This is a genomic window from Microbacterium sp. LWH11-1.2 (genome assembly GCF_038397745.1).
GTDB lineage: Bacteria > Actinomycetota > Actinomycetes > Actinomycetales > Microbacteriaceae > Microbacterium.
Genome location: NZ_CP151636.1, coordinates 3,453,472 through 3,477,524, shown reverse-complemented (window position 1 = coordinate 3,477,524; position 24,053 = coordinate 3,453,472). Strand labels below are relative to the sequence as shown.

The following is a 24,053-nucleotide window of genomic DNA, read 5'->3' as shown; positions in this document are numbered from 1 at the left end:
AGCCACAGTCAAGGATGCGATCACCAAGAAACGAACCGAGCTCGAACGAGATGGAAGCGGATCATGAACGAACAGCAGTTGGTACTAGATCCCGCGTCGGGTAGCAGAATGTTCTACTTCGACAAGGAAGATCCGCGCGTCGTCTTTGGTGACATCCGAACCGAGGATCACATTCTCTGTGACGGACGCGCATTGAACGTGCACCCCGACGTAGAGATGGACTTCCGGTCTCTTCCGTTCCCAGATGAATCGTTCCGGGTTGTTGTATTCGATCCGCCCCACCTCGTGCGCGTCGGGGAAAACGCGTGGATGGGAAAGAAGTACGGCAAGCTCGATCCGCTCAACTGGCGGCATGACCTGACCCTTGGGTTTGCAGAGTGCTTCCGGGTTCTTGCAGAGAACGGTGTGCTGATCTTCAAGTGGAATGAGACGCAGATCCCCGTGGGACAGATCCTCGCGCTCACTCCTAACGCGCCACTCGTCGGGCACCGTAGCGGCAAGACGGCTAAGACGCATTGGGTGACCTTCTTGAAGGCGGCGTCATGAGTCTCATTGATCGTGTCGCGGCGGCAATGTATGAGGCACCCGCACCCGACGACGAACCAGGCACACCCGTCACCGAATGGCCGCCAGCACACCCGGAAGACCTTGCCTGGTGGATCACACGCGCACAAGCAGCCATCGACGCGGTGGGTATACCGAAGCCGCAGGGCGAACCGTCCGACGCGCAGGTGGGTAGTGCGCCGCTTCGGTACACACTCGCCGCGACGTGTGCCGTGAAGGCATACCCGCTCGTATCGTCAGCTCCGTTCCGGTGGGCATTCGAGGAAGGCTGGGCCGAACTTGCTGAGCGCGTCGAGCAGGTCATCAACGACCCGAAGTACAGCAACGATATCGAGTGGGTGCGTATGAACATCCGATCAGCTCTGCGTGCTGCATCCCAGGCGAAAGGTGCGGAGTCATGACCGGCGACAGCATTGCCCGGATGATGCTCATCTCATACACGGCAACACCCGGGACACGTGCCAGGTTCGCCATCGAACAGTTATACGTGTCCGGTGTATGGCCCGAAGACATCGCGGACATGTGCCGCATGGACTTGGCCGACGTACAGGCATACCTAGTAGGAGGAGCGTGATGACGTGTTGTACTACGAAGACGAGTACGTGACTCTCTACCACGGAAGCGGGCTCGAGGAACTGGCCTGGATGGCGGCAGATGTGCTGATCACTGATCCGCCGTATGGGATCAACTATCAGTCGGGTTCCCGAAGATCGAAGCTCAAAGCGTCAATCCTCAACGATAAGGACACCAGCATTCGCGATGGTGTCCTTTCTCTTTGGGGCGACAAGCCCGCCCTCGTCTTCGGGTCGTGGAAGATCGCTCACCCTGAGGGCACCCACACGCGTCTCATCTGGGACACGAAGGGCGCGCTCGGCATGGGTGATCTATCGGTTCCATGGAAGCCATCCGATCAGGAGATCTATGTCATCGGTAAGGGATTCGCGGGGCCACGAACATCGAACGTTCTCTCTTACGCGCCCGTGCAGTCGATGGCGAAGAACGGACGGCTGCACCCGCACCAGAAGCCGATCCCGCTCATGCAGGATCTCATCGCGAAGACGAGCGGTGTGATCGCCGACCCGTCTGCAGGATCAGGTTCGACCCTCGTTGCCGCTGCGGAGATGGGGCGGAGGGCAATCGGTGTCGAACTCGACGAGGCGTATTGCGAAGTAATCGCGAAACGTCTCTCCGCTCAACCCCTAGTGAGGTGGGCCTAGTGCCAAGAGACAGAAGGCTGTGGATGACGTTCCCGATTGATTTCTGGATGCACCCGAAAGTCGCGCCACTACCCGTCGAAGCAAAATGGGCGTTCGTTGAGATGAACGGTTACTCCCGCATGCAGGATCTAGACGGACGTATCCCAGAGGTTATGGCGTTGCGCATGTGGAGCAAAGCCGTGCTCGATCCGCTGCTCATGAGTGACCCGGAGCGCCCCCTTGTCATCCATGACGGTGCCGAGTTTGTGATCCGTGACTATGCGGAACACCAGGACACGAAGGCTGCCCGTGAGCACCGCGTGGAGACGAACAAGGCTAACGGGAGTCGGGGTGGACGACCGCGAAAAAACCCAACCGAAACCGACTCGGTTTCAAAACAAAACCCAAAAGTAACCCAACCTAAAGCAGAGATAGAGACAGAGACAGAGACAGATAAAAGAAAGAACTCTTCCTCACCTGCGGCTAGGGTGCGTGTGTCTGATGAGGACTTCGAACGGGCATGGGCGTACTGGCCGAAGAAGGTCGAACGCAAGAAGTCGCTCGAGAAGTTCAAGACCGCAGCGAAGAGCCGCGGTGTCGAAAAGTTGATCGACGACATCATCCGCTTCGGAACCGCGTACGCCACCACCACCGAGAAGCGATACGTGCCAGCCCTCAACGTCTGGCTCAACGGTGAACGGTGGACAGACGAACCACCCACAGCAGGCACCAACGTCATCAACGCCCAGTGGGATGCGCTCATGCGTGAGACACGTGACCCGTGCGCCAACGGACACAAGTGGGCTGCAGACAACTCCTGTGTGAGATGCCTGAAACGGAAAGAAGAACTCGAATGAAGATCACCTACGACATTCCGGATCGAGAGTGGTACCAGCTCGCACGGTACGCCGAAGAACGCGGACTCAAAATCACCACCATCCTCAACACCGCATTCCGCGAACTACTCACCAAAGCCGACCACGCACCCGACACCATCACCGCACGCGTCCACAAACTCGTAGACCGCGGCGAACCCGATGCTGTCATTGCCATGCGACTCGGGCTCAACTCGCGGCAGGTCGCAGAGATCAGACGCGGGCTCGGACTACAGCCCAACAAGTTGCGTCGTGAACAGTGGTCGCATGTTCTCGAAGCACGGGCAGCCGCATGATGTTCGAACGCGCCGAATGGTTCAACGACGCCGCATGCGCAACCACCGACCCTGACATCTTCTTCCCCGAAATCGGCGACTCAGTATCCGGACCCAACGCACGAACCATCTGCCACCACTGCGACACCCGAACCTCATGCCTCGAATACGCCATCAACAACCGGATCACAGACGGCATCTGGGGTGGGGTAACAGCACGCACCAGGAGACGCATCATCGAACAACGCAACAAGGAGACAGTATGGGACTGACGCGCGCCGAGCAGTTGAAGGCGTGCGGTAACGGGGTCGTTCCTCAGCAAGCGGCCGCAGCTCTTCGCGAGTTGTTGTCGCGCCCAGGAGTGCCAAGTATTCGAGAGGAAGTAACCGCATGAGTAAGCAGCGACAGAAAGGCACCCTCCTCGAAACCCTGGCCGTCCTGTTTCTGCAGGCGCGGCTGGGGGATGACCGGATCATGCGCATGCCGTTGTCGGGTGCGAAGGATCGTGGTGATGTTGCCGGTGTTCGAACCCTGCTGGGGGAGAAGATCTGCATTGAAGTCAAGAATCATGCGCGCATGGATCTTGGTACGTGGTTGCGTGAGGCGGAGGTTGAGCGGGGTAACGCTGACGCCAAGGTTGCCGTCGTCGTACATAAGCGTCACGGCAAGGGGCAGGCGAAAGACCAGCTCGTGACCATGACTCTCGAAGACTTCGCCGTGCTTTTGGGTGGCGAACGTGAGACCGACAAGCAGCCACCCAACCCGAACCCATTTCGCCCCGAAGCAATCCAACAGATCATCAACGAAAGGCTCTGACATGAGTAAGGCAACAACGACCATCGAGGGTTTCGTGGCGAAGGATCCCGAGCTCGGGAACCATCAGGGCAAAGCGGTCACGAACGTATCCATCCCGCACACCCCGCGCCGACTCAACAAGCAGACGAACCAGTGGGAGGATGCCGGCGCAACACTGTGGGTGCAGGCGTCGTTCTGGGAGGCGGATGCTGAGGCGATCGTTGCCGCGGTTCGTAAGGGGACACTGGTGACGGTAACCGGTCAGCCGGAGTTGCGTGTTTTCCAGAAGACGGACGGGACCACGGATGCTGCATTGTCGATCCGGTTTGGGACGTTGGGTGTCATCCCGCGCGCAGAACAGCCGTCAGCACAGTCGGCACCGGCACCCGCGCAGTCTGATGCGTGGACGACACCGGGAAGCTTCGGCGATGACACACCTTTCTAGCCACACGCCATACCTCACGCTCATCGACACGGGTGAGGTGCTTGGTGGTCGCGCGGTCATCACAACCCAAGCGGTGAGCATCCGGTGTGGTTGCCGTGACGACCTCGCATACGACTACGGACACGAAACGGAGAGAACATGAACAAGCCGCAGAGCATCCGAGACGAGCTAGCCCAGATCATTGAAGACGGTTTTGAGAAGCCGGACGAGAACCACCGCACTGCCGACGCGATCTTGGCGTCTCCCGTGATCCGACGCCTCCAAGCCGACGCGCTACGCAACATGGCTTCGCGCGTTCGCGCCGAATGGGCTGCCGAAAAGCGTTTTGGCGGATGGGTGGGCGCACTTGACGACGAAGCCGATCGCATCGAGAACGAGGAACACGAGCCGGAGCAGGTGCGTCGATGACTGAGCCGTCGAAGTCGCAGGTTCGTATGACGCGTTCGGGTTTCTGTGCGTTCCCGTCAACCACGGAACACAAAGGATGCCCGAACACCAACTGTTCGTGTGCATGTCATGGGGTCGCCTGATGTGCACACCGTTCTCGTATGACAGTTCTCACGACATGTTCGACAAAGAGATTGACCTCGCCCCAATCGGGGTCGGGGACTTCTGCTGAAAGGAAAGCCGATGAGCAACCAACAAGTACAGGACAAGCTAGACGCTCTCGGAGGTAATGCGGTCGTGTACAGCGAGCTTGCATGGTCCGCGGCACGAAAGGCGGCCGACGGAAGCAACCGTTGGTTTGCGGATCAGGGATCGTGGAGCGGTGGTCCAATGAACTCTGGCGAGATGGTGTCCTGGGTAGATGACTGGGAAGTTCTCCGGGAGGGGAGCAATGTCTGAGTTCACTGACGCACAGATTGAGCGCGGGATCCATCTTGCGCTCGAAAAGCAGGACATCAACGCGATCCCCGGCCTCATCCGGCTTCTCGCTTTACAGAACCCGAGCCGCGCGGACATGGTTCGACAGACCATCCTGTACGGCCTAGATATTGCAGCACGCAAGGGAGAAGCGAATGTCTGATGGTCTCGCGAAACTGATTGACCCATGGATGATGGTCGTGCCCGTCGATGGAGGCGAAAGAACACAACACTTCCCACCACTCGTCGACATGCTCCGTGCACGCGTCGTACCAGACGGCAACCAGAACGGGGGAGGATCAGCAGTCAACACCCGCAACGTCCTCGACGTGAAATCCCTCGACCTGCTCGAGCACATCCAGAACGTCACACGCGCCTGGTTGCAGGAATGGCGCGTCACCGTAGCCGGGGAGTTGAAGCTAGACCTGCGCGGGTTCTGGGACCACCTGCACACCCTGCACCGCACTGAAGAGATCGACCAGTACATGTACGAACGACTGGCCGCTTACCCCGACGCGTGGGCAACCAGCATCTGGGATCTCATCGAACCACCCATCCGCGTGTCACTCCGAGGTCTCGAATGCACGAGGTGTGGGAACGGCAAGTTCACCAACGAGAACGGCGACACGGTTGATAACCTGATCGTTGTCTGGCGCGACGGGCAGGAACCCACCGCCGAATGCCAGGTGCGAGAATGTGCAGCAATCTGGGTCAGCGATACCGGCCTTGAAGAACTCGGAAACGAAGCTGGTTTGGACATCGATATTGTCGCACTCAGGGAAGCGAGACTTGCACGACACGCCAAATGACATGGTTGTAATCCATGGTCAATATGCTGTACACTTGGCCTTAGTTCAGGAGAAGACTCGAAACTCTCCGCACAAGCCGCTCAACCATCAATGGTGAGCGGCTTTCTTTGTACCTCCTCGTTGGCTCATGGGTAACCGTGGCGTATGGCGAGTCGAGGGCAAGCCGGGTCGATGCCGGCGACAAGCGTGACATGACATCACGCACAAACACACGACAGCCCACGGATCGGGAACGCTCGATCGAAGCGCGCAAACCGTCGTGTCAAAGCTCGAGCCAGTGCGGCTGAGGCGAGCACCCTAACCAACGCCGATCTAGCCCAATGGCAGAGGCAACGGCTTCAAAACCCGTTCAGTCCCAGTTCGACCCTGGGGATCGGTACCGCGCAGTGACTAGACAGTGCAGCACGAACATCTAGAAATGGACTAGTCACCCTGACGGCGAGCAGGTTTCCGGGGTCGCGCCCGCGCAGAAAACGCCTCGCCACCAACTTTTCTTGAAACGGGCATAACCGGCGTACATGAAGCACGCACGGAATACCCGCAATGTCAACCAACAACTCAACACCGACAACTGGCTATCTGAAAGGTGACCGTCGTGTCGCTTGCTACTCGTCTTGCGGCACCGCCCGCACCGAAGACAAATCAGACAATCCTCGACCGCTGGCTAGATGAACTCCCAGCCGTAGATCATGAAGCCGTAAGCAAAGCACTCGTAGACCCGGCATGGCGACACGTCGACCTCCTCGCGGCCCTCATCGAAGAAGGCATGCCTGAGGTTGCTGATACCACGTTCGGAACGTGGAGACGTCGGAACGGGTACACGAAATGAGCATCTCAGACCGCCTTGCCGAGGGTGAAACCAAGAACGTCATCCCGCCCGTCAGCTACCGGCAGCACTCCGAGCTCGACACCAAGACTGGTAAGGGTGAAGCGTCAACTGGCCCCGTACGCAAGATGGTGTCCGACGAACGTGAACTACTGAAGCTTGCAGGCGTTGACCCTGACACGTTCCGCATCGTCGGCAAGGTCTCCCAGTGGACGAAGACTCACCACGACAAGGAAGACACGTACAGCTTCCTTTTCTCGTTCGAGTCCATCACAGCCGCCGAGGATGCGATTGACCTCCCCGCCTTGTACGCGGAGGGGCGCCGCAAGCCTCGCGCACGCGTCAAGGCGACCCCCACGGCCAGGACAACAGTCGCTGTCATCGCAGACCCGCAGATCGGCAAAACGGGTTCACGTGGCGGCACACCAGAACTGCTCGAACGCCTGGACGAGAAGCGGTGCAAGCTCGAAGCCGAGTTCAAGCGCCGCAGACCGGACAACATCTTCCTCCCCGACATCAACGACCTCTTCGAGGGGTTCGAGTCTGGCGGAAACCCAATGTTCTCCAACGACCTGTCCCTCTCGCAGCAGATGGATGTCGCCGCGACAGAGGTGTACAAGTTCGTTGAACTGTGCGCCCGGTTCGGTGCCGTCAAGGTTGCCGTAGTCCCGTCGAACCACACTGCATGGAGACGCGGACCCCAGAACCTTGGTGCACCCGGCGACGACCTCGGGATCTTCGTGCACAGGCAGGTTGAGAAGGTTGCGAAAGCCGCCGGACTCGACGCCACATGGGAATACCCGGAGCATTATAACGAGTCGATGGTTGTGGATGTCCGCGGCACCAAAGTGGGAATGTGTCACGGGAATCAGTTCCGTGATGGTCAGGCCGCCGCATGGTGGGGCAAGCAAACCCACGGCGGTCAGCCTGTTGGCGCCGCAGACATCCTTCTGACCGGTCACTATCACCACCTTGCGATCCTGCCCACTGGACGCAACCCGTACACGGGGCGCTCCAAGTGGCATATCGCAGCACCCACCCTCGATAACGGGTCTGACTGGTTCCGCAACATTGCCGGCGACGATTCCGACCCCGGCATGCTCGTCTTCGACATCACAGAAGACGGATTCGATCTGCAGTCACTGACTGTTCTCTAGAAGTGGTCGCCTGAGGTGACCGTAAGCCGTTCACTCAACCTTCGGGTGCGTCAACGGATATCGGACACATGCACTAGTACGGCGAACGTCATCAGGGCAGTGCAATGTCCGTGGATGGCCGGCGCGGGTGGCGTCGATTGCACGAGTGGGGGAGCGAGCCTCACAACCACCCACCTAATACTTGTCCACCCCCGCGCAAACCCGCCCTTAGGCATTAGCCGCATCAGTAGGCACCAGGCGCTGAGGTTGTGTGGACTTGAACCCTGTGGCGCAGTCTTATACATCTTCGGACGTATAAGACTGCGCCGCACCCATAGCTCCCTGGCGCGATGCTGGGTGAGACAGCGCGAAGCTGTCGAGCGAAAGGGGCAACCATGCCCAAAGAAACCTTCTGGGACTCTGCAACCGCAGTCGAGAACGACGGCGTATCAGAGCCCGTACTCACCGTCACGTGGCACGGCGAGAATCCTGCAACCTGCATTAATGGCGTGGAGTTCGACAGGTCGGGCATCAACCGCCTGATCCGCACCCTTCGACGCGCAAGAGACGCAACGTTCGGCGCCGACGAGTAATCAGACCAATGTGGGCCGGAACATCACAAGTGTTCCGGCCCACACATGTTAGTAAGCCACCCCGTTACCAACGGATACACCCGTAAGTGTTAGTAACGAAGGCGGCGATCGTGGATGAGCAAACAGAGTTCTACGACCTAGCAGACAAAAGCATGACCTACTGCGACCGGTGCGGCAAAGGAACCACCGCACTCATCTACGTCGCCATGCCAGCCGGTAACGAGCTCAAATATTGCGCCCACCATGCTGGTCGATACCGCGCCAACCTCAACCTGCTTGGCGCATTCCTCTACGAACTATCAGCCTAGGAAGGCCGAGTCGATGGAGACCGACAGAAGCATCATGCGCCACCTAGCCATCACCCACCTCGAAGGAGAAGGCGAATGGTGCCTGAGTGACGAATGCCACATTGGAGAAGACGATGAATGAGCGCCAGCAACTTATGCAGCTCATATCCCGCACGATGCCAACAGTACCAAGCGTTCTGGCGGACGCAATTTTAAACTCGAAATGGCTCAAGGACCACGACGCGAAGCCAACGGACGACGATGAGTGCTGACTGGGATCTCGACTACTTGCGGCTGATCTGGCGGCATCCCGAGACGCGCATCCTCATTCTGGATGAAGACATGCCGTGGGAGTTGAGGCCGCACCATGAGTGATGAGACGCGCACCGGCCTCGACAACGCCATCAGTGCACACATCGCAGACATCTTCCCCGGACACTACACATCCGGTTGGGTCGTCATCGTCTCATCCACCACACTCGACAAACCCAACAGCACCAACTACAGGATGCTCACCCCCGAAACGCAACCCCTCCACGTTGATGAAGGACTGCTAACCATCGGGCGGAAAATCATTCAGGACTCCTGGGATTACAACGAAGCGGACGACGACGAAGATGAGTGACCTGCTATCCACGGGTGTGGCTATCGGAATCACAGCCTGCTTCGCCATTGGTGGCACCGGACTGATCCTCCTCCACACATGGCTCCGGTCACGCGAACACGGTGAACAAGACGACGAGAACGACTGATGCGCACCATCACCGGTATCGCCATCACACTCACACTCAGCATCCTCATCTACATCCTCCGGCAACCCACACTCCGGTACGTCTTCCACCACAACGAACACGTACCCACACCAGACGGATGGACACCCAAGATGCGCACCTGGAAGAACGGCATCGAACAGTGACCGAACACGACGACGTGTACATCTGCGATCACTGCGGAACAGGCTGGACATCCCAATCAGCATGCGAACGATGCGACTGCGCAGACACCACAGCCACACTCTCACCCTCCAAAAGCCGCATCAGATACGAACTCGGATACGACTGACATAGAACTCCACACCCCACAACCCTTAGTAACGGTGTCGTTACTAAGGGTTGCTTGCGTTAAGGACAGTCAATGATGCCGATGCCGACTAAGGCGAGACCATGACCGAGCGCTCTAAGGCCATGGCAAACCGGATGCGCGCGCTCATACGCCGAGCAAAACCGAACTGCCACATCTGTGGGAAGCCAATCAACTATGAGCTGACGTGGCCCGACCCCATGTGCTTCGTTGTCGACCATCTGGTGCCTCTCGCTAAAGGCGGCGCAGACAACGTCGCAAACGCGCGCGCTGCGCACGCAACATGCAATAGCACCAAGCGGGCCCGCGATTATGCGCCGATCATTCGCAGGTCTGGCTTTCTCGAATGAATGTCGGATCTCGGGCGTAGAATAGGAACACCCCCAGGGAGTGCGTCAACACTCAACCTGGGGGCTAACCGAAACACCTTGGTCAGAAGGAGTCCGGCTGTGAACCAGTCTACCTGCAGCACGTGTCAGTCAACGTATACGCCAGTCAACACGAGCCAGCGATACTGCACACGGAAGTGCAGGCCGCGCACCCCAGATCTCCTCGTAACCAAAAGCTGCGACTGGTGTGGAGCCGAATGCATCAAGCCGAAGCGCGCACAGCGATACGTCGGCACCTACTGCTCAACGACCTGCAGAGACAAGGCGATCTCGCACGGTGAGCACACCGAACTACCAGTTGATCACTGGGCCAGATGGTACGGATCAACCAGCAGATGGGTAGCCCCCAAACCCAAGCGCCCAGCCTTCTATGCCAACAGGTGCGCTGACTGCGACACCCCCTTCATTGAGCACGCATATGGCACGCCATCCGCATACTGCTCCCGTACCTGTGCCCGCCGCACCACCAAGCGACGCCGCCGAGCACGCGAGCATAACGCACCAGGACAGCACACCTACTCACAGATCATGCGACAGTACGCACGTCAAGGGCTCGCCTGCGCATACTGCAAGCTCCCATGCCCAGGACTACCCGACCCGGAGCACGTCACCCCGCTCAGTCGAGGTGGGCGCAACGACATGTCCAACCTTGTTGCCGCATGCAGGTCATGCAACTCAGACAAGAACGATCTGACCCTAGATGAGTGGGCACAGGACAGGCAAAGGCGAGGACTAAGCACAGTAGACACAAGCCTTACCGCGCCTGAGTTCAAGCACCTGATGATGACGGCGGCGACCACTGAAGCTTGGCGCAACCAAACACTTGCGGCCTAAGTTGCAGGCATCGATGACGTACCACCCAGGGTCCCCCCAAGGGCACGTATATAGACCTCCGGGTATAGGAATCGTCCCTCCCCGACATTTTTTCCTCGTGACTGGTGGTGGTTTTGATGTCTCGTTCTGTTGCTGATGCTGCCCGGAATGGGTCTACTCGTGAGCTTTTGGAGGCTACGAGGGATCGGATTGCGACGGCTGTTGAGGATGAGAAGACGCCGGCTAGGGATTTGGCTTCGTTGACGAAGCGTCTTATGGAGACGGTTCGGGAGATAGAGGCTATCGACGCTCGAGAGCTTCAGGAGGCTGAGCATGGCGCCGAAGTCTCTGACGGAAGTTTCGTCTCCGCGTCTCTCTGAGGTTGCGCGTCATTGGGTGTATCCGAAGGGGATTGCGACTACTGTTTGGCCTCGGGTTGAGGCTAAGTGTGCGGAGTTTGGTGTCTCGTTTGATGCGTGGCAGCAGGGCATCGGGATCCTTGCACTGGGTAAGCGCAGGGACGGGAAGTATGCGGCCACGGTCGGCGGGGTGGTTCTTTCGATCGCCAGGCAGACGGGCAAGACGTTTCTTGTCGGCATGATGATGATCGCGCTGTGTGTCTTGTTCCCTAACTTGACTGTTCTGTGGACGGCGCATCGTACTCGCACGTCTTCGATGACGTTTCAGACGCTGCAGGGCATGGTTCGGCGCAAGAAGATCTGGCCGCATGTTCGTGCGGTTCGTTCGACGAATGGTGAGCAGGAGATCCGTTTCAAGAACGGTTCTGTGATTATGTTCGGTGCTCGCGAGGCGGGCTTTGGGCGCGGGTTCGATGCTGTCGACGTCGAGGTCTTTGATGAGGCCCAGATCCTCACCGAGAAGGCGCTCGAGGATATGGTGCCGGCGACGAACGCTTCGAAGCAGGAGTCGGGCGCGCTCTTGTTCTTCATGGGCACTCCGCCGCGGCCTTCTGATCCGGGCAGTGAGTTTACGAATCGTCGGATGAAGGCTTTGTCCGGCAAGGCCAAGAACATGGTCTACATCGAGTTCTCGGCTGACGACAACGCTGATCCTGATGACCGTGAGCAGTGGGCGAAGGCTAACCCGTCATATCCGTCTCGTACTCCGTTGGAGTCGATGGAGCGGATGCGTGAGCAGCTTACGGATGATGATTCGTTCAAGCGTGAGGCGTTGGGGATTTGGGATGCGATTGATTCGCACCGGGTCATCGACGAGGAGTCTTGGAATCGTCAGGCGGATGCCGCTTCGATGCCTCTTCTGCGCGTTTCGCTGGGGATTGATGTTGCGCCGGATCGTCGCATGGCTGCGGTTGGGTTGGCTTCTCAGCGTGCGGATGGGCGTTGGCATATTGAGGTTGATGATCACCGCAAGGGTGTGGATTGGGTGATTCCGTGGGTGAAGGCGCGCACGGAGAAGAACCAGTTGCATTCGGTGGTTGTGGATGAGCTGTCTGGTCTTGTTGAGCGCCGTCGTGACCGCAACTACTTGATTGGCACGGACGTTTTGGTGACGTTGGCGGCTGCGGAGGGGCGGGACATGGCTATCGCTAGTGCGAAGTTCTTCGATTCGGTGATGGATGGGTCTTTGTTCCACACGGATCAGCCGCAGATGAATGTGGCCTTGTCTGTGGCTTCGAAGCGGCCTCTTGCTGGTGGTTGGGCGTGGAACCGCAAGGACGAAACGTCGGATATTACTCCGGTGGTGGCGACAACGCTGGCTCTTTGGGGCTCGCAGAACGACAACGTGAAACGTCCTACGCGGCGTTCTGAGGGACGTAGGGCGGTGATGCTTTCGTGACTGACGTGCTTCGTATTCCACTGCTCTCAGACGACGAGAATGACGTGCTGAACAAGCTTCTGGCGAGGCTTGCTCGGACGAACGTCCGGAACGTGTTGCGGTCGTCGTTTTACGACGGTCGTCGGGCTGTTGCTCAGCTTGGTTCGGTGATTCCGCCGCAGTATCAGAACATTGCTCTTGCTCTGGGGTGGACAGCGAAGGGTGTTGATGGGCTGGCTCGCCGGGTCAACATTGACCGTTTCGTGTGGACCGATGGTGACATCAACGATCTGGGTATCCGTGAGCTGACTGATGCGAACTTCCTTCTGTCTGAGCTGGCCCAGGCGCGCACTGATTCGCTGATTCATGGCGTCTCGTATCTCGTTACGACGCAGGGCGGATCGGGTGAGCCGAAGGGGCTTGTTCATGTTCGGGATGCGCTGACTGCGGTTGGTGATTGGAACCCGCGTAAGCGCCGGCTAGATAGTTTTCTGTCGCTGACAGATCGGGACGAGTCGGGGATCTCGGCTTTCAACCTGTATCTCGACGGGCTTACGATCACGGCCACTCGTAAGGGTTCGATGTGGACGGTAGAGCGCCAGGTTCACCCTTGGGGGATCCCGGCGGAGCCTCTGGTGTATCGGCCTCGCACGTCTCGTCCGATGGGTCGCTCGAGGATTACTCGACCGGCTATGGCGATCCAGGAGGCGGCGCTTCGTGCGCTGATCCGCCTGGAAGCCCACATGGACATCTATGCGATCCCGAAGCTGATGCTGCTGGGTGCTGACGAGTCGATCTTCAAGAACCCGGACGGATCCTTGAAGGCTTCGTGGCAGATTGCGATGGGGCGAGCGTTTGGCATCCCTGATGATGAGGATGCGACCACCCCGCGTGCTGATGTCCAGCAGTTCTCTGCGGAGTCACCTGAGCCTCATCTTGCGCAGTTGAATGCGCTGGCGAAGCTGATGGCGCGGGAGACGGATCTTCCGGATTCGGACTTCGCTTTGACGGACATGGCGAACCCGACTTCCGCGGATGCGTACAACGCTTCTCGCGAGAACTTGATTGCTGAGGCTGAGGGCGCACAACTGGATTGGTCGGTTCCGATTCGTCGGACGATCACTCGCGCGTTGGCGATTCAGAACGGGCTGAGTAAGGTTCCCGAGTCGTGGTCTTCGCTTGATGCGAAGTGGCGTTCCCCAGTGTTCCTGTCTCGTGCGGCTGAGGCCGACGCGGGGGCTAAGCAGCTTGCGGTTGTGCCGTGGCTGGCCGAGACGCAGGTTGGTCTTGAGCTTCTCGGGCTGGATGATCAGCAGATTGAGCGGGCTTTGGCTGAGAAGAGGAAGGCTAACGGTCTTCGTATCGCTGAGGCTGCGGTTACACGTCAGGTTGAGGCTGTTCCGCAGGTGGCTGATGGTAACGGCGCTTGAGTCGAAGCAGACACTGCTTCTTGTTGGTGATGACGCGGTTGATACCGCTGATTGGCTTGCTCGCGGGGTAAGTGGATCTTTCGAGTCGCAACGCCTGCAGCTTCTGGATTCTGTTCCGGGTGTAGTGGACTACTACGCGGAAGCTTCGGCTGCTCTGGCTGCTGATTTCTATGAGGGTTCGCGCGCTGATGCTGGCGTGACGGGTTCGTACACCGCGGATGCGATTGTTCTGGATCGGACGGTGAAGATTCGTCGCGCGGTTGTGTGGGCGGCGGATCCGTTGGATTCGGGTGACCTTGAGGCGGCGATTCTGCGGCTTCAGACCGTTGTGCGGTCCGAGGTGAACCGTCCTTACCGGGACACGATCCTCGCGAACCGGAAACGGGATCCTGCGGCTTCGGGGTGGCGGCGGATCGCGCGGGGAGCCGGTTGTGGTCTGTGTCGGATGCTGGCTGATCGCGGCGCGGTTTACCGCGAGTCGACGGCATGGTTTGCGGCTCATCCTGATTGCAACTGCACGTGCGAACCAGTGTTCAGCACGACCGACACGGGGGAACCCTTGTCGGTCGGTCAGTTCATTGGTTCGAAGCGCAACCCTTCACCGGCGCAGAAGGCGCGGTTGAAGGAACTGATAGCCGAATTTGAATGATCTCAGGTCACCTTCGGGTGGCCTTTTTGGTTTCCGCGGGTTTCTTCCGTGGCCGTACTCGACGGTTTCGAGGTCATGGGCGCACGGCCCCTAAACGGTAGGGAGTCTCAGCATGTCTGAGCAGACGGGCAGCACCACTGCCACGGAAGAAACCAACGAGCAGGGCACGGATACCACCAAGGAGTTCACCGCGATCACGTCGCAGGAAGACTTCGACAAGGCCATTCAGGCTCGCATTGCTCGGGAGCGCGCAAAGGTACCCACGGACTACGAAGACCTCAAGGCGGCTGCCGCCGAGCTCGAGAAGATCCGTGAGGCCAACAAGACCGAAGCGCAGAAGGCGCAGGAACGGCTCGAGGCTGCTGAGAAGCGGGCTGTTGAGCTGGAACTGAAGGCCACGCGAGCTGAGGTCGCCGCAGCCAAGAGTGTACCGATCGAACTGCTGTCGGGCAGCACGCAGGCGGAACTCGAGGCGTCAGCGGATGCGCTCATCGCATTCAGGGGGCAGCAGGCAAGCCTGCATGTCGCCACTGAGGGCAAGTCGTCGACCACTTCGGGGACGACCGCAGACCAGTTCGCCAGTTATCTGAGCGACAAACTTTAGGAAGGGGACAACCGATGGTTGATCTCTCTCGCGGCACCACGAACGCCGCTGACCTTCTCCCCAAGGAGATTTCCAACGAGATCTGGGCAGACGCTCAGGAGCAGTCGGCTGTTATGCAGCTTGCGACTCCGATTCGCGTCCCCGGCCCCGGTCTCACGATTCCGCTGATCACGGGTGACGCTGCTGCTGACTGGGTTGCGGAGACTGGCTCGAAGCCGGTTTCGCGCGCGACTCTCGGTAAGAAGGTCATGACCCCGTACAAGCTTGCGGTCATTGAGACGTTCTCTGACGAGTTCCGTCGTGACCTTCCGGGCGTGTATGCGGAGCTTCGCCGTCGCCTTCCCGGTGCTATCGCGAAGAAGTTCGACTCGACCGTGTTCGGTACGACCGCTCCCGGTTCGGGCTTCGATACCCTTGGCGCTGCGACCGCGGTTCCGATCGGCCCGCACGCAACCGACGTGAAGAAGAACACGTACAGCGGTCTGGTGAAGGCTTACGCCGACATCGCCGCTGCGGGTGGAACGCTCGACGGTTGGGCGCTTTCGAGCCAGGCCAAGGGCCTACTGCTCGGACAGGTGGACGCCAACGGTCGCCCGCTGCTGTTCAACGACATCCAGGCCGGTTCGCCGGTCGGGTCGCTGCTCGGTGAGCCCGTGTACTACACCCAGGGTGTCTACGCCGCGGGTAGCCCCGCGACGATCGGTTTTGCCGGCGACTGGGCTTCGACGTACTACGGCACGGTCGAGGGCATCAAGGTTGACGTGTCGAACCAGGCCTCGATCGTGGACGGAACTATCGAGGTCGCTGAAGGCGTCGATATCCCGAACGTGATCAACCTGTGGCAGCAGAACATGTTTGCCGTCCTGGTCGAGGTGGAGATCGGCTTCGTCGCCCGCGACGTCGCACGCTTCCGCAAGATCACCAACGGCACCATCTCCTAAGTCGAACCTACAGAGAGGGGGCGGTCATGGCTGTGACTCCCGCAACAATCGCGGTCGCACTTGGTGTGCCCGCCCCCGACTCTGGCTCCACTCAGGAGCAGCAGTGGGGCATGTGGATCGATGACGCCACGATGCTGATTGAACTGCGCGCCGAGCAAGTGGGCGTGGAGTACGACAGCATCGATGAGGTCAAGGTCGACTACGTGGTTCGGCAGGCTGTTGTTTCGCACGTTCAGAAGCCGGACGATGCCACTCAGGTGACGATCCAGGTTGACGATGCAATGAGCACGAAGTCGTACAAGTCGGGCAAGGGCCGCGTGTCGATCCTTGATGAGTGGTGGGCGCTTCTGGGGCTTTCGGGTTCTTCGGGTGCTTTCTCGCTGGACATGGCGCCGGACGTTTGTTTTCCGGCGCCGTCAGATTGGTTCCCCGTCACGACAGATGATTGGCGAGGGTGGCCGTGACCCTGGGCGGAGATGTTTCCGCAGCCCTTCCGGGGTTGCGCGCTGAGGCCGAGTCGCGGATGACGGAGACTGTGGTCTTCTTCACGGAGGCATTGGGGGAGGATCCCGAGACCCTGCAGCCCGTGACGGTTGAGACGGTTGTTGCGTCTGGTGTGCGTGCTCGGCTTCGGTCTGCTGCTCGTGATCCACGCGATGTTCCGTTCGCCGGTCAGGAGCCGGTGGTTTCGAAGCTTGTGCTGTCGGTGCCGTTCGGTTCGGTTCGAGTGGGGCCGTCCGTGTTCGTGCGCGTTACTGCGTCGGATGCCGATGAGGGCCTGGTGGGCGTGAAGGTTCGCACTCTGGATTTCCCAACGATGGGTCAGGTTTCGGCTTGGCGCTATCCGGTCGAGCAGGTGAGCTAGATGGCTACCGACTTCTCCGATCTTGACAAGCTCGCCGCCGATCTTACGTCGGCGCCGGCTGAGGCTCGCCCGTTCATTCGGAAGGCGTTGCAGTTCACGGCTTTCAACATTCGTGATGAGTGGCGTGCTGAGGCTGCGCGTACTGGTCTTGAGGCGTATGGCGCGTCGGTGGGGTATGAGACGACGGAGAAGGCGCAGTCGATTGAGGCTGAGATTGGTCCGACTCCGGGGCGTCGTCAGGGTTCGTTTGGGTTCATGGAGGATGGCGGCGGCGGTGTTCGGTCGGCCCCTCAGCATGCGGGCCGTGATGCGTTGAAGCATAACGAGCAGGACTTCTATGACGGGCTTGAGAAGGCGCTTGCTGATGGTCTTGAGAAGGCGGTGGGCGGATGAGCGGTTCGAATCTAGATGACAGCTTTCGTGCCTTCGCCGAGAGCCGTGGTCTGGTCGGTTCCGACTTGGATACGAGTTGGCGGGGCATCAAGTCGCGCACCCCGGACGAGATTGCCCGGGGGTTCGGCAGTGATTATTCGCGGCTAGTTCGGGTTCTGATCGACTACGTTTCGGCGGGTGATGACGGATGAGTGTTGAGGCCGTCTATATCGCGTTGAAGTCTCGCCTGTCGACTACTGGTTTGCCGGTTCATGACAGCGCTTTGGTCACTGATCAGGACGAGCTTATCCAGGCGACGTACTACATCCTGTTCGCGCCCCTCCCGGATGGCCGTGAGGAACGGTACGCGCAGGGTGCGTCTCTGTCGTCTACGGGCGATTTCGATGTGGATGTGCGCGTGGTGGGTGCGACTCATACGGCGCTTCTGAAGGCTGTTGACCGGCTGCGCACGGCATTCCTTGGTCATCGTCTCGTTGTCTCTGGTCGTTCGTGCACCCCGGCTCGTGTCGAGGCGGGGAAAGCAGAACTGGACCGGTCGATCAAGCCGGGCCTGTGGGTGTGCGACACGGGCATTCTATTCACGTCGAGGCCGGGGGGTTCTGGATGACTCGCAAACGCAAAGCATCAAAGCCGTCACCTATCCGTGGCGGCTTTCTTCGTGTTCGGGGTTCCGCGGTGGGCGACCCGCTGCACGAGTTTGACATTCCGGTATCGCTGCTCGAGCGGCACCCGGACAGGTACACGGTCATCGATCCGGCCCCCCGGGCCGCGTCGAGACCGATGAAAGCGGTGGCCGGGACAGTCGTTCCGGATCTAACAAACGATGCCCCTTCTGAGGGCGATTCTGAGGGAGACAACAATGGCATCTGAACAGATTCAGACTGGTTTCGCGATCGATGACAACGGCCTTGTGCTGTGGGTTCCGACGATTGCTAACCCCGAAGCCCCGACCGTTACCGAGCTGACCGCTGGCACGGTCGTCAAACTGACCGGTGGCCTGACCCCGGACGGGTTCAGCCATGCGCCGACCGTCAACAAAGTCACGTCGGGCCGGTATGCGCTGAAGCAGGTCATCACGCTGGATGGCACGGTCTCGGATGAGGTCACTCTTCGTTACGTGTACAACCGTGAGACGCCGACTGATGTTGAGGACGCGATTGGTACTCCTGGCGTGGACGGCAACATTGTTCACATCCTGGGTTACGCGTCCGGCACCACGATCATCGCGGGCATGATCTGCAACGCGGTCATTCCCGTCACCACGTCGATTTCGACGGATATCCCGGCTACGGCGAACACTGAGGCGACCAAGGAACAGAAGCCCAACGTTCGCGGCACTGTTGCCCGCGAGGTTGCGGTTGTAGCTGGCGCGTAAGTGACAAGTTCCCTGGGGTCGGTTTTCCACCAGACCGGCCCCAGGGTTACCCCTCCAACTGGTGGACTCTGGTGGAAAGAGACTTTGATGGTTGATTACAAGGCGCTGATCGCTAAGCAGCGCGCCGAGCTCGACGCGCGTCCCGAGGAAACCGTTTGGGATGTTGAGGTGTCGTGCGGTGGCGAACTGGTGAAAGTGTCGCTCGAGCGGGTGAGTCCTGACGAGTGGGATGAGCTGGTGAACACGAATCCGCCGCGCCGTGGTGTTGAGGGCGATGCGACGATCGGTTACAACCCTCGCGGCGTGTCTGCGGCGTACCCGCGTATCTCGCTGGACGGCGAGCGGGTGGACGCTGAGACGTGGGCCGAGTTCTTCGGTGTGCTGGACTCTGTGCACAAGAACAACATCGGCGTGGTCATCTGGGGATCGAACGTTAACGCGGTCCTCAAGGAGATGCGTGAGCTGGGAAAAGTCCGAGCGGGCAAGATGTAACGCTTGCTCGCTTGATGGGTGTCTCGGTTCGCAAGTTCCTTGGTTGGGAGCCGGGTGAGGTTACAACGTTCGAGTATGACGGTGCCGGTCGCGTAGTGCGGGCTATCACTGTCCGGGAGCCTGAGTTCTCAGACCTGGATCGCCGCTGGCTGTCGGACTCGCTGGCACAGGAGCAGGCACCGCGTGGTTCTCATGGCTGGCTGATGACAGAAGCGACCGACCCGGCGAATCAGGGACGGTTCTTCGTGGGGCCGCCGACCGTTGACTTCGCCGCGAAGGCCGAGATTGAGGCTCGCGACGAGGCCGAGAAGATCTACAAGGGCAAGATCCCACTGGGCGCGTTGAAGTTCCGCGTCGAGAAGAAGGATTAGGTGATGGACAGTTCGGGTGTTCCCGGCTGTCCATCATCGAACTTCACCGTGCAGATCATCGTTTTGCGGATCTCACTGCCGTCCGATTGGTATGTGAAGTCTCCCGCGGCGGTGAACAGGGCGTTACTGTCGTCCGTTTCCTTCTCGTCTTTGATTCCCGCGTCGTAGAGCGCATCTCCCATGTTGGTGGCTTCAATGTCACCCAGGTTGATCGATGCGCCGACCTGCTCTTCCGCTGCTTTCTTGCACGCGCTCAGAGCGGTGCTGCCGTTTCCGGCGCTGCAGCCGGTGAGCAGTAACGCAACCGCGAGGACCGCAAGAACTTTCTTCTTCATGCCCGGATCTTAACAGGGCGTTCGGCTTGGGGCTATGGCCTCTCAAATTCTTGGGGGTGCCGAATGGGTGAACGCATCACACGCGTTGTTCTCGAGGCGGAGATTGCGCAGTTCGAACAGGCGATGAATCGGGCGAGTTCTGCCACGAAGCAGGTTTCGGACGAGGGTAAGAAGCTGGCCGAGACGCATCAGGCGATGACGATGCTTGGTACGGGCATGCTGGTTGCCGGCGCTGCTATTGCTGCGGGTGTCGGAATGGCGATTGCCAAGTACGCCGAGTTCGACCAGGCCATGTCGAACGTTGCCGCGACGGGTGATGATGCCCGCGAGAACATGGAAGCTCTGCGTGAGGCGGCCCTGGATGCGGGCGCGTCTACCGTGTTCTCTGCTACCGAGTCTGCGAACGCGATTGAGGAACTGGCGAAGGCTGGACTGTCCGCGAAGGACATTCTGGGTGGCGGGCTGAAGGGTTCGCTGGACCTTGCTGCTGCTGGTGGCCTTGAGGTTGCGGATGCGGCTGGTATCGCTGCGACCGCTCTGAACGTGTTCAACCTTGAGGGTGAGGACATGGCTCATGTGGCCGACCTTCTGGCCGCTGGTGCAGGTAAGGCCATGGGTGACGTGTCCGACCTGGGTTCTGCGCTTCAGCAGTCTGGTCAGGTTGCTGCGGCGACGGGCCTGACGCTCGAGGAGACGACGGCGACCCTTGCGGCGTTCGCGTCTCAGGGTCTTCTGGGTTCGGATGCTGGTACGTCGTTCAAGACGATGCTGCAGCGTCTCACTCCGCAGTCAGCTGAGGCCGCGGCGAAGATGGATGAGCTTGGCATCAGTGCCTATGACGCGTCGGGGAACTTCATCGGCATGGAGGCTTTCGCGGGTAACCTGCGTGAGTCGCTCAAGGATCTGACCCCGGAGGCTCGCAACGCGGCCCTGTCTGTGATGTTCGGTTCGGATGCTGTCCGTGGCGCGAACGTCCTCTACTCCGAGGGCGAAAAGGGTATCCGGGACTGGATCTCCGCGGTCGACGATCAGGGCTATGCGGCTGAGACTGCGGCAACCCGTCTCGACAACCTGATGGGTGACTGGGAAGCGTTCACGGGCGCGCTGGACACGGCTTTCATCAGCATGGGTGAGGCCGCGAATGGCCCGCTGCGTGATCTGGTGCAGGGTCTTACGGGTGCCGTTGACGTGTTCAATGATCTTCCCGAGGGTGGCAAGCAGGCTGTTCTGTGGATCGGTCTTGTGACTGCGGGTGTGGGTCTTCTGGGTGGCGCGACGTTGATCGCGATTCCGAAGATCGCTGCGTTCAACATTGCGATGACGACACTGGGTATCACTGGTGCGTCGACTCGTGCGGGCCTTGCCCGGTTCGCGTCGTTCATGACGGGTCCGTGGGGGATTGCCCTGGTTGCGGCTACGGCTGTAATCGTGGGGCTGTCGGCTGCACAGGACAAGCTGCGGACGTCGACTGAGGTGTTCCAGAATGTCATCAAGAATGCCGAGTCTGCGAATGAACTGTTCGTCGCGTCGGATTCGGCACTGCCGTTCCTGTCGCGCATCAAGGAGGCCACGGCTTCGGCTGAGGTGTTCCAGGAGAAGCTTGACATCATCGCGCACAACGACTTCATGCGTGGGGTTGATGGTGCTGCGGGACAGTTGAAGAACTCGCTGTCCGAGCTCGGTTCCGAGTTGGCGAAGACCGCTGAGACGGATGCGCCGGCTGCGGCACGTTCGTTCAAGTTGCTGTCTGACGAGATGAAGCTGTCGAAGGCTGAGCAGATCGATTTGCTCAACACGATGGGGCCGTATCGTGACGCGCTGGTGAAGCAGGCCGACGCACAGAAGATCGATGTGACCACCAAAGAGGGTCAGATTGATATGAACGCGCTGTTGGCGTTCGCGTTGAGTGACACCGCTGATGCTTCAGCCACGGCTGCTGACGCCTACATGGCAGAAGCGGACGAGGTTTCATCGCTACGGGATGAGCTTAGTTCTCTGATCGACATGATGAACGAGGCGAATGGTGTTGGCCAGGATGCGGTTTCTCAGAACATCGCGTACCAGGAGACTCTTGCCGCGGTGAATCAGGCGATTGCTGAGGGCGCGTGGGGTCTCGATATTTCCACTGAGGCCGGTCGCACCAACATGGACATGCTTGTTGGTCTGGCTGCAGATTCGCAGGCGGCTGCTCAGGCTCAGTTCGAGTTGGACAACTCGACTGAGGGGTACACGACTCGCATGGTCGAGGGCCGAGCGGCTCTCATCGCATCCGCAGAGGCCATGGGGTACTCGGCGGAAGAGGCTGTTGCGCTGGCGGACAAGATCTATGCGATTCCTTCCGAGAAGGAAATCCAGATCCTTGCGGACACGGAAACCGCGGCCTCGAAGCTTGACGACCTCAAGGCGCGTCTGGATGCGATCCCGAACAACTCGTACAAGCGGGTCACTCTTGAGGGGTTCACGGTCGGCAACTTCGATGTGACACCAAACGAGAACGGCAACTTGTTCACGTACAAGCAGTTCGCGAATGGTGGCATGAACTCGGGTATCTATCCGGGTGGTGCGGAGATTCACAAGTTCGCGGAAAAGACGCTTCCTTGGGAGGCGTACCTCTCCCCGAAGTCGGATCAGCGGACGGCGAATTATGGGACGTGGCTTGAGGTTGGGGACCGTCTTGGTTTCCAGCAGCCACAGTCGGCGCCGGCCAACTCCGGCCCCATGTCGATCTCGGGAACTCTCGATCTTGGCAACGGCCTGGTTGGCGTCGTTCAGGGAGTGCTCAACGAGTACGACAACAACCGGGCGATGTCTACCCGAGGTGGGGTGCGGCGATGAGTTTGGCTTTTCGACAGGACCGGTATTCGCCTGATCTGTATCAACCGAACCGTGAGTCGGTTCCCGTCGGAGAGTCCATGTATGAAACGCAGGGGCTCTCCGAGTCCGAGGCTGGTCTGTACGCGTTTGATGCGACGGCTTTCGCGATCGGTTACGTGACGATCACCCCTTACAACGCGGAGGCTGTCTGATGCCGATCACACTGTTGAGCGATGTCACCGAGGCTCCGTTTGTTGAGGTGTTGCTCGAGGATCTAATCCCCGATGCCGCCTTCGTGACCGTGTACCGGTTGGCTGGTGGGCGCGAGTTCCAGATGCGTGGTGCCGTGAAGGCGCGCACGGCTGGTTCGTTCACGCGGGTCGATTTTGAAGTGCCGTTCAACATCCCGGCGACCTATCGGGCCGAACTGTTCGATGACGACGGCAATTCGCTGGGTTTCACGGACTCGGCATCTATCACGCTGAACGTCGAAGACTCGTGGATGCACAATCCGCTCAATCCTCGGGGTGGGGTGAAGATTCAGTTGGGCGGCGACTCCGCGTCCCGGATTCTTCGCCCCACGCCCGGGGTGATCTCGCGCCCCAAGGGTCGACGTGTTGGTGTCGTGTTGAGCGAGCCGCGGCATGGTGTCACCGGCCTTTACCTGGACGTGCAGACGTACACCGATGCGGATGCCGACCTGGTGCAGGCGATGTGTGGCGACGATGGTCAGCCGCCCGTGCTTTGCGTGCGCCTCGGTTCGCGTGATGGCGTGATGCGCGTCCCCCAGCCCTTGTTCTTGTCTGTGCTATCTGCCGCAGAGGTCGACATCACTCACCAGTGGGGCGGCGGTGCGATCTCGCACCAGATTGAGGGCGACGAAGTTGACCCGCCAATCCCCGGCCTGTTCGTCCCGCTGCTCACTCGCGCGGACCTCAACGCGTTCTTCCCAACCCGCGCCGCACTCAATAGCGCGGGCCTGACCCGCTCGGATATCAACCGGTTGTACTCGTTGGCTGGTACGGCCGGATAGGAGCACC

Annotated in this window: 33 protein-coding genes and 1 tRNA gene; 33 read left to right on the top strand and 1 reads right to left on the bottom strand. The window is 59.6% G+C overall.

What is annotated here, in order from left to right; all coding sequences use genetic code 11:
- The first annotated feature begins 63 nt into the window (after positions 1-63).
- The 31 genes from MRBLWH11_RS17035 (at position 64) to MRBLWH11_RS16885 (ending at position 19,864) form a co-directional block, all read left to right on the top strand.
- Positions 64-546, top strand: a complete 483-nt coding sequence (locus MRBLWH11_RS17035) for an SAM-dependent methyltransferase (RefSeq protein ID WP_341945678.1) — start codon at positions 64-66, stop codon at positions 544-546.
- Entirely contained in the window at positions 543-965 is a 423-nt protein-coding gene (locus MRBLWH11_RS17030) for a hypothetical protein (RefSeq protein ID WP_341945677.1), read from the top strand. Before MRBLWH11_RS17035 ends, MRBLWH11_RS17030 begins: the two co-directional genes overlap by 4 nt.
- A 177-nt stretch (positions 966-1,142) precedes the next feature.
- Positions 1,143-1,781 (top strand): DNA methyltransferase, encoded by a 639-nt coding sequence (locus tag MRBLWH11_RS17025; protein WP_341945676.1) that lies wholly within the window; start codon positions 1,143-1,145, stop codon positions 1,779-1,781.
- 23 nt (positions 1,782-1,804) lie between these two features.
- Positions 1,805-2,617: a hypothetical protein gene (locus tag MRBLWH11_RS17020; RefSeq protein WP_341945675.1), complete on the top strand. Its 813-nt coding sequence runs from the start codon at positions 1,805-1,807 to the stop codon at positions 2,615-2,617.
- Complete coding sequence (locus MRBLWH11_RS17015) at positions 2,614-2,931, top strand: hypothetical protein (RefSeq protein WP_341945674.1); 318 nt, start codon at positions 2,614-2,616, stop codon at positions 2,929-2,931. The genes MRBLWH11_RS17020 and MRBLWH11_RS17015 overlap by 4 nt, the downstream gene beginning before the upstream one ends.
- Positions 2,928-3,182 (top strand): WhiB family transcriptional regulator, encoded by a 255-nt coding sequence (locus MRBLWH11_RS17010; RefSeq protein WP_341945673.1) that lies wholly within the window; start codon positions 2,928-2,930, stop codon positions 3,180-3,182. Before MRBLWH11_RS17015 ends, MRBLWH11_RS17010 begins: the two co-directional genes overlap by 4 nt.
- Positions 3,183-3,300: 118 nt before the next feature.
- Positions 3,301-3,726: a hypothetical protein gene (locus MRBLWH11_RS17005; RefSeq protein WP_341945672.1), complete on the top strand. Its 426-nt coding sequence runs from the start codon at positions 3,301-3,303 to the stop codon at positions 3,724-3,726.
- A gap of 1 nt (position 3,727) precedes the next feature.
- Positions 3,728-4,150 (top strand): single-stranded DNA-binding protein, encoded by a 423-nt coding sequence (locus tag MRBLWH11_RS17000; RefSeq protein ID WP_341945671.1) that lies wholly within the window; start codon positions 3,728-3,730, stop codon positions 4,148-4,150.
- Positions 4,151-4,288: 138 nt separating this feature from the next.
- Positions 4,289-4,558 (top strand): hypothetical protein, encoded by a 270-nt coding sequence (locus tag MRBLWH11_RS16995; protein WP_341945670.1) that lies wholly within the window; start codon positions 4,289-4,291, stop codon positions 4,556-4,558.
- A gap of 430 nt (positions 4,559-4,988) precedes the next feature.
- Positions 4,989-5,177: a hypothetical protein gene (locus MRBLWH11_RS16990; RefSeq protein WP_341945669.1), complete on the top strand. Its 189-nt coding sequence runs from the start codon at positions 4,989-4,991 to the stop codon at positions 5,175-5,177.
- The gene (locus MRBLWH11_RS16985; RefSeq protein WP_341945668.1) at positions 5,170-5,823 is read left to right on the top strand and encodes a hypothetical protein; all 654 of its coding nucleotides are present in this window, start codon (positions 5,170-5,172) and stop codon (positions 5,821-5,823) included. Before MRBLWH11_RS16990 ends, MRBLWH11_RS16985 begins: the two co-directional genes overlap by 8 nt.
- Positions 5,824-6,129: 306 nt before the next feature.
- Positions 6,130-6,202: transfer RNA gene (locus tag MRBLWH11_RS16980), tRNA-Leu, on the top strand.
- Positions 6,203-6,648: 446 nt separating this feature from the next.
- Entirely contained in the window at positions 6,649-7,806 is a 1,158-nt protein-coding gene (locus MRBLWH11_RS16975; RefSeq protein ID WP_341945667.1) for a hypothetical protein, read from the top strand.
- 374 nt (positions 7,807-8,180) lie between these two features.
- The gene (locus MRBLWH11_RS16970) at positions 8,181-8,378 is read left to right on the top strand and encodes a hypothetical protein (protein ID WP_341945666.1); all 198 of its coding nucleotides are present in this window, start codon (positions 8,181-8,183) and stop codon (positions 8,376-8,378) included.
- 110 nt (positions 8,379-8,488) lie between these two features.
- Positions 8,489-8,686 carry a hypothetical protein gene (locus MRBLWH11_RS16965; RefSeq protein ID WP_341945665.1) on the top strand — a complete coding sequence of 66 codons (198 nt, stop codon included), beginning with the start codon at positions 8,489-8,491 and terminating at the stop codon, positions 8,684-8,686.
- Positions 8,687-9,032: 346 nt separating this feature from the next.
- Entirely contained in the window at positions 9,033-9,290 is a 258-nt protein-coding gene (locus tag MRBLWH11_RS16960) for a hypothetical protein (protein ID WP_341945664.1), read from the top strand.
- 126 nt (positions 9,291-9,416) lie between these two features.
- Positions 9,417-9,581, top strand: a complete 165-nt coding sequence (locus tag MRBLWH11_RS16955; RefSeq protein WP_341945663.1) for a hypothetical protein — start codon at positions 9,417-9,419, stop codon at positions 9,579-9,581.
- Between the two features lie 514 nt (positions 9,582-10,095).
- Complete coding sequence (locus MRBLWH11_RS16950) at positions 10,096-10,968, top strand: HNH endonuclease (RefSeq protein ID WP_341945662.1); 873 nt, start codon at positions 10,096-10,098, stop codon at positions 10,966-10,968.
- Between the two features lie 312 nt (positions 10,969-11,280).
- Positions 11,281-12,765 carry a hypothetical protein gene (locus MRBLWH11_RS16945; RefSeq protein ID WP_341945661.1) on the top strand — a complete coding sequence of 495 codons (1,485 nt, stop codon included), beginning with the start codon at positions 11,281-11,283 and terminating at the stop codon, positions 12,763-12,765.
- On the top strand, positions 12,762-14,174 hold the full coding sequence (locus MRBLWH11_RS16940) for a phage portal protein (RefSeq protein WP_341945660.1): 1,413 nt from the start codon (positions 12,762-12,764) through the stop codon (positions 14,172-14,174). Before MRBLWH11_RS16945 ends, MRBLWH11_RS16940 begins: the two co-directional genes overlap by 4 nt.
- Positions 14,158-14,823, top strand: a complete 666-nt coding sequence (locus MRBLWH11_RS16935) for a hypothetical protein (protein ID WP_341945659.1) — start codon at positions 14,158-14,160, stop codon at positions 14,821-14,823. Before MRBLWH11_RS16940 ends, MRBLWH11_RS16935 begins: the two co-directional genes overlap by 17 nt.
- A 112-nt stretch (positions 14,824-14,935) precedes the next feature.
- The gene (locus MRBLWH11_RS16930; protein WP_341945658.1) at positions 14,936-15,427 is read left to right on the top strand and encodes a DUF4355 domain-containing protein; all 492 of its coding nucleotides are present in this window, start codon (positions 14,936-14,938) and stop codon (positions 15,425-15,427) included.
- Between the two features lie 14 nt (positions 15,428-15,441).
- Positions 15,442-16,368, top strand: coding sequence for a phage major capsid protein (locus MRBLWH11_RS16925; protein WP_341945657.1), 927 nt, complete (start codon positions 15,442-15,444; stop codon positions 16,366-16,368).
- Positions 16,369-16,394: 26 nt separating this feature from the next.
- A complete protein-coding gene (locus MRBLWH11_RS16920; RefSeq protein ID WP_341945656.1) occupies positions 16,395-16,832 on the top strand; it encodes a hypothetical protein in 438 nt (145 codons plus the stop codon).
- Entirely contained in the window at positions 16,823-17,233 is a 411-nt protein-coding gene (locus MRBLWH11_RS16915) for a DUF6093 family protein (RefSeq protein ID WP_341945655.1), read from the top strand. Before MRBLWH11_RS16920 ends, MRBLWH11_RS16915 begins: the two co-directional genes overlap by 10 nt.
- The gene (locus MRBLWH11_RS16910; protein ID WP_341945654.1) at positions 17,234-17,626 is read left to right on the top strand and encodes a hypothetical protein; all 393 of its coding nucleotides are present in this window, start codon (positions 17,234-17,236) and stop codon (positions 17,624-17,626) included.
- Positions 17,623-17,817 (top strand): hypothetical protein, encoded by a 195-nt coding sequence (locus tag MRBLWH11_RS16905; RefSeq protein WP_341945653.1) that lies wholly within the window; start codon positions 17,623-17,625, stop codon positions 17,815-17,817. The genes MRBLWH11_RS16910 and MRBLWH11_RS16905 overlap by 4 nt, the downstream gene beginning before the upstream one ends.
- Positions 17,814-18,233 (top strand): hypothetical protein, encoded by a 420-nt coding sequence (locus MRBLWH11_RS16900; RefSeq protein ID WP_341945652.1) that lies wholly within the window; start codon positions 17,814-17,816, stop codon positions 18,231-18,233. Before MRBLWH11_RS16905 ends, MRBLWH11_RS16900 begins: the two co-directional genes overlap by 4 nt.
- Positions 18,234-18,485: 252 nt before the next feature.
- Positions 18,486-19,001: a hypothetical protein gene (locus MRBLWH11_RS16895; RefSeq protein ID WP_341945651.1), complete on the top strand. Its 516-nt coding sequence runs from the start codon at positions 18,486-18,488 to the stop codon at positions 18,999-19,001.
- 87 nt (positions 19,002-19,088) lie between these two features.
- Positions 19,089-19,493 (top strand): hypothetical protein, encoded by a 405-nt coding sequence (locus tag MRBLWH11_RS16890; RefSeq protein ID WP_341945650.1) that lies wholly within the window; start codon positions 19,089-19,091, stop codon positions 19,491-19,493.
- An 11-nt stretch (positions 19,494-19,504) separates the two neighbouring features.
- The gene (locus tag MRBLWH11_RS16885; protein WP_341945649.1) at positions 19,505-19,864 is read left to right on the top strand and encodes a hypothetical protein; all 360 of its coding nucleotides are present in this window, start codon (positions 19,505-19,507) and stop codon (positions 19,862-19,864) included.
- On the opposite strand, the gene MRBLWH11_RS16880 is transcribed toward MRBLWH11_RS16885, so the two are convergent.
- Positions 19,861-20,199, bottom strand: coding sequence for a hypothetical protein (locus MRBLWH11_RS16880; protein ID WP_341945648.1), 339 nt, complete (start codon positions 20,197-20,199; stop codon positions 19,861-19,863). The genes MRBLWH11_RS16885 and MRBLWH11_RS16880 overlap by 4 nt on opposite strands.
- Positions 20,200-20,262: 63 nt before the next feature.
- On the opposite strand from MRBLWH11_RS16880, the gene MRBLWH11_RS16875 reads away from it, so the two are divergent.
- Both MRBLWH11_RS16875 and MRBLWH11_RS16870 read left to right on the top strand, forming a co-directional pair.
- Entirely contained in the window at positions 20,263-23,034 is a 2,772-nt protein-coding gene (locus tag MRBLWH11_RS16875) for a phage tail tape measure protein (RefSeq protein WP_341945647.1), read from the top strand.
- A 190-nt stretch (positions 23,035-23,224) separates the two neighbouring features.
- The gene (locus MRBLWH11_RS16870; protein ID WP_341945646.1) at positions 23,225-24,046 is read left to right on the top strand and encodes a hypothetical protein; all 822 of its coding nucleotides are present in this window, start codon (positions 23,225-23,227) and stop codon (positions 24,044-24,046) included.
- The last annotated feature ends 7 nt before the right edge of the window (positions 24,047-24,053 follow it).

What these genes read in the sequence shown, in the direction of transcription:
- MRBLWH11_RS16935 (WP_341945659.1), top strand. Translation starts at nt 14,158, where the DNA reads ATGGTAACGGCGCTTGAGTCGAAGCAGACACTGCTTCTTGTTGGTGAT.
- MRBLWH11_RS17005 (WP_341945672.1), top strand. Translation starts at nt 3,301, where the DNA reads ATGAGTAAGCAGCGACAGAAAGGCACCCTCCTCGAAACCCTGGCCGTC.
- MRBLWH11_RS16870 (WP_341945646.1), top strand. Translation starts at nt 23,225, where the DNA reads ATGCCGATCACACTGTTGAGCGATGTCACCGAGGCTCCGTTTGTTGAG.
- MRBLWH11_RS16875 (WP_341945647.1), top strand. Translation starts at nt 20,263, where the DNA reads ATGGGTGAACGCATCACACGCGTTGTTCTCGAGGCGGAGATTGCGCAG.
- MRBLWH11_RS16950 (WP_341945662.1), top strand. Translation starts at nt 10,096, where the DNA reads ATGTCGGATCTCGGGCGTAGAATAGGAACACCCCCAGGGAGTGCGTCA.
- MRBLWH11_RS16995 (WP_341945670.1), top strand. Translation starts at nt 4,289, where the DNA reads ATGAACAAGCCGCAGAGCATCCGAGACGAGCTAGCCCAGATCATTGAA.
- MRBLWH11_RS17035 (WP_341945678.1), top strand. Translation starts at nt 64, where the DNA reads ATGAACGAACAGCAGTTGGTACTAGATCCCGCGTCGGGTAGCAGAATG.
- MRBLWH11_RS16905 (WP_341945653.1), top strand. Translation starts at nt 17,623, where the DNA reads ATGAGCGGTTCGAATCTAGATGACAGCTTTCGTGCCTTCGCCGAGAGC.
- MRBLWH11_RS16990 (WP_341945669.1), top strand. Translation starts at nt 4,989, where the DNA reads ATGTCTGAGTTCACTGACGCACAGATTGAGCGCGGGATCCATCTTGCG.
- MRBLWH11_RS16960 (WP_341945664.1), top strand. Translation starts at nt 9,033, where the DNA reads ATGAGTGATGAGACGCGCACCGGCCTCGACAACGCCATCAGTGCACAC.
- MRBLWH11_RS16970 (WP_341945666.1), top strand. Translation starts at nt 8,181, where the DNA reads ATGCCCAAAGAAACCTTCTGGGACTCTGCAACCGCAGTCGAGAACGAC.
- MRBLWH11_RS16975 (WP_341945667.1), top strand. Translation starts at nt 6,649, where the DNA reads ATGAGCATCTCAGACCGCCTTGCCGAGGGTGAAACCAAGAACGTCATC.
- MRBLWH11_RS16945 (WP_341945661.1), top strand. Translation starts at nt 11,281, where the DNA reads ATGGCGCCGAAGTCTCTGACGGAAGTTTCGTCTCCGCGTCTCTCTGAG.
- MRBLWH11_RS16895 (WP_341945651.1), top strand. Translation starts at nt 18,486, where the DNA reads ATGGCATCTGAACAGATTCAGACTGGTTTCGCGATCGATGACAACGGC.
- MRBLWH11_RS17000 (WP_341945671.1), top strand. Translation starts at nt 3,728, where the DNA reads ATGAGTAAGGCAACAACGACCATCGAGGGTTTCGTGGCGAAGGATCCC.
- MRBLWH11_RS16925 (WP_341945657.1), top strand. Translation starts at nt 15,442, where the DNA reads ATGGTTGATCTCTCTCGCGGCACCACGAACGCCGCTGACCTTCTCCCC.
- MRBLWH11_RS16920 (WP_341945656.1), top strand. Translation starts at nt 16,395, where the DNA reads ATGGCTGTGACTCCCGCAACAATCGCGGTCGCACTTGGTGTGCCCGCC.
- MRBLWH11_RS16955 (WP_341945663.1), top strand. Translation starts at nt 9,417, where the DNA reads ATGCGCACCATCACCGGTATCGCCATCACACTCACACTCAGCATCCTC.
- MRBLWH11_RS17015 (WP_341945674.1), top strand. Translation starts at nt 2,614, where the DNA reads ATGAAGATCACCTACGACATTCCGGATCGAGAGTGGTACCAGCTCGCA.
- MRBLWH11_RS17010 (WP_341945673.1), top strand. Translation starts at nt 2,928, where the DNA reads ATGATGTTCGAACGCGCCGAATGGTTCAACGACGCCGCATGCGCAACC.
- MRBLWH11_RS16890 (WP_341945650.1), top strand. Translation starts at nt 19,089, where the DNA reads ATGGTTGATTACAAGGCGCTGATCGCTAAGCAGCGCGCCGAGCTCGAC.
- MRBLWH11_RS16910 (WP_341945654.1), top strand. Translation starts at nt 17,234, where the DNA reads ATGGCTACCGACTTCTCCGATCTTGACAAGCTCGCCGCCGATCTTACG.
- MRBLWH11_RS16985 (WP_341945668.1), top strand. Translation starts at nt 5,170, where the DNA reads ATGTCTGATGGTCTCGCGAAACTGATTGACCCATGGATGATGGTCGTG.
- MRBLWH11_RS16880 (WP_341945648.1), bottom strand. Translation starts at nt 20,199, where the DNA reads ATGAAGAAGAAAGTTCTTGCGGTCCTCGCGGTTGCGTTACTGCTCACC.
- MRBLWH11_RS17030 (WP_341945677.1), top strand. Translation starts at nt 543, where the DNA reads ATGAGTCTCATTGATCGTGTCGCGGCGGCAATGTATGAGGCACCCGCA.
- MRBLWH11_RS17020 (WP_341945675.1), top strand. Translation starts at nt 1,805, where the DNA reads ATGACGTTCCCGATTGATTTCTGGATGCACCCGAAAGTCGCGCCACTA.
- MRBLWH11_RS16900 (WP_341945652.1), top strand. Translation starts at nt 17,814, where the DNA reads ATGAGTGTTGAGGCCGTCTATATCGCGTTGAAGTCTCGCCTGTCGACT.
- MRBLWH11_RS16930 (WP_341945658.1), top strand. Translation starts at nt 14,936, where the DNA reads ATGTCTGAGCAGACGGGCAGCACCACTGCCACGGAAGAAACCAACGAG.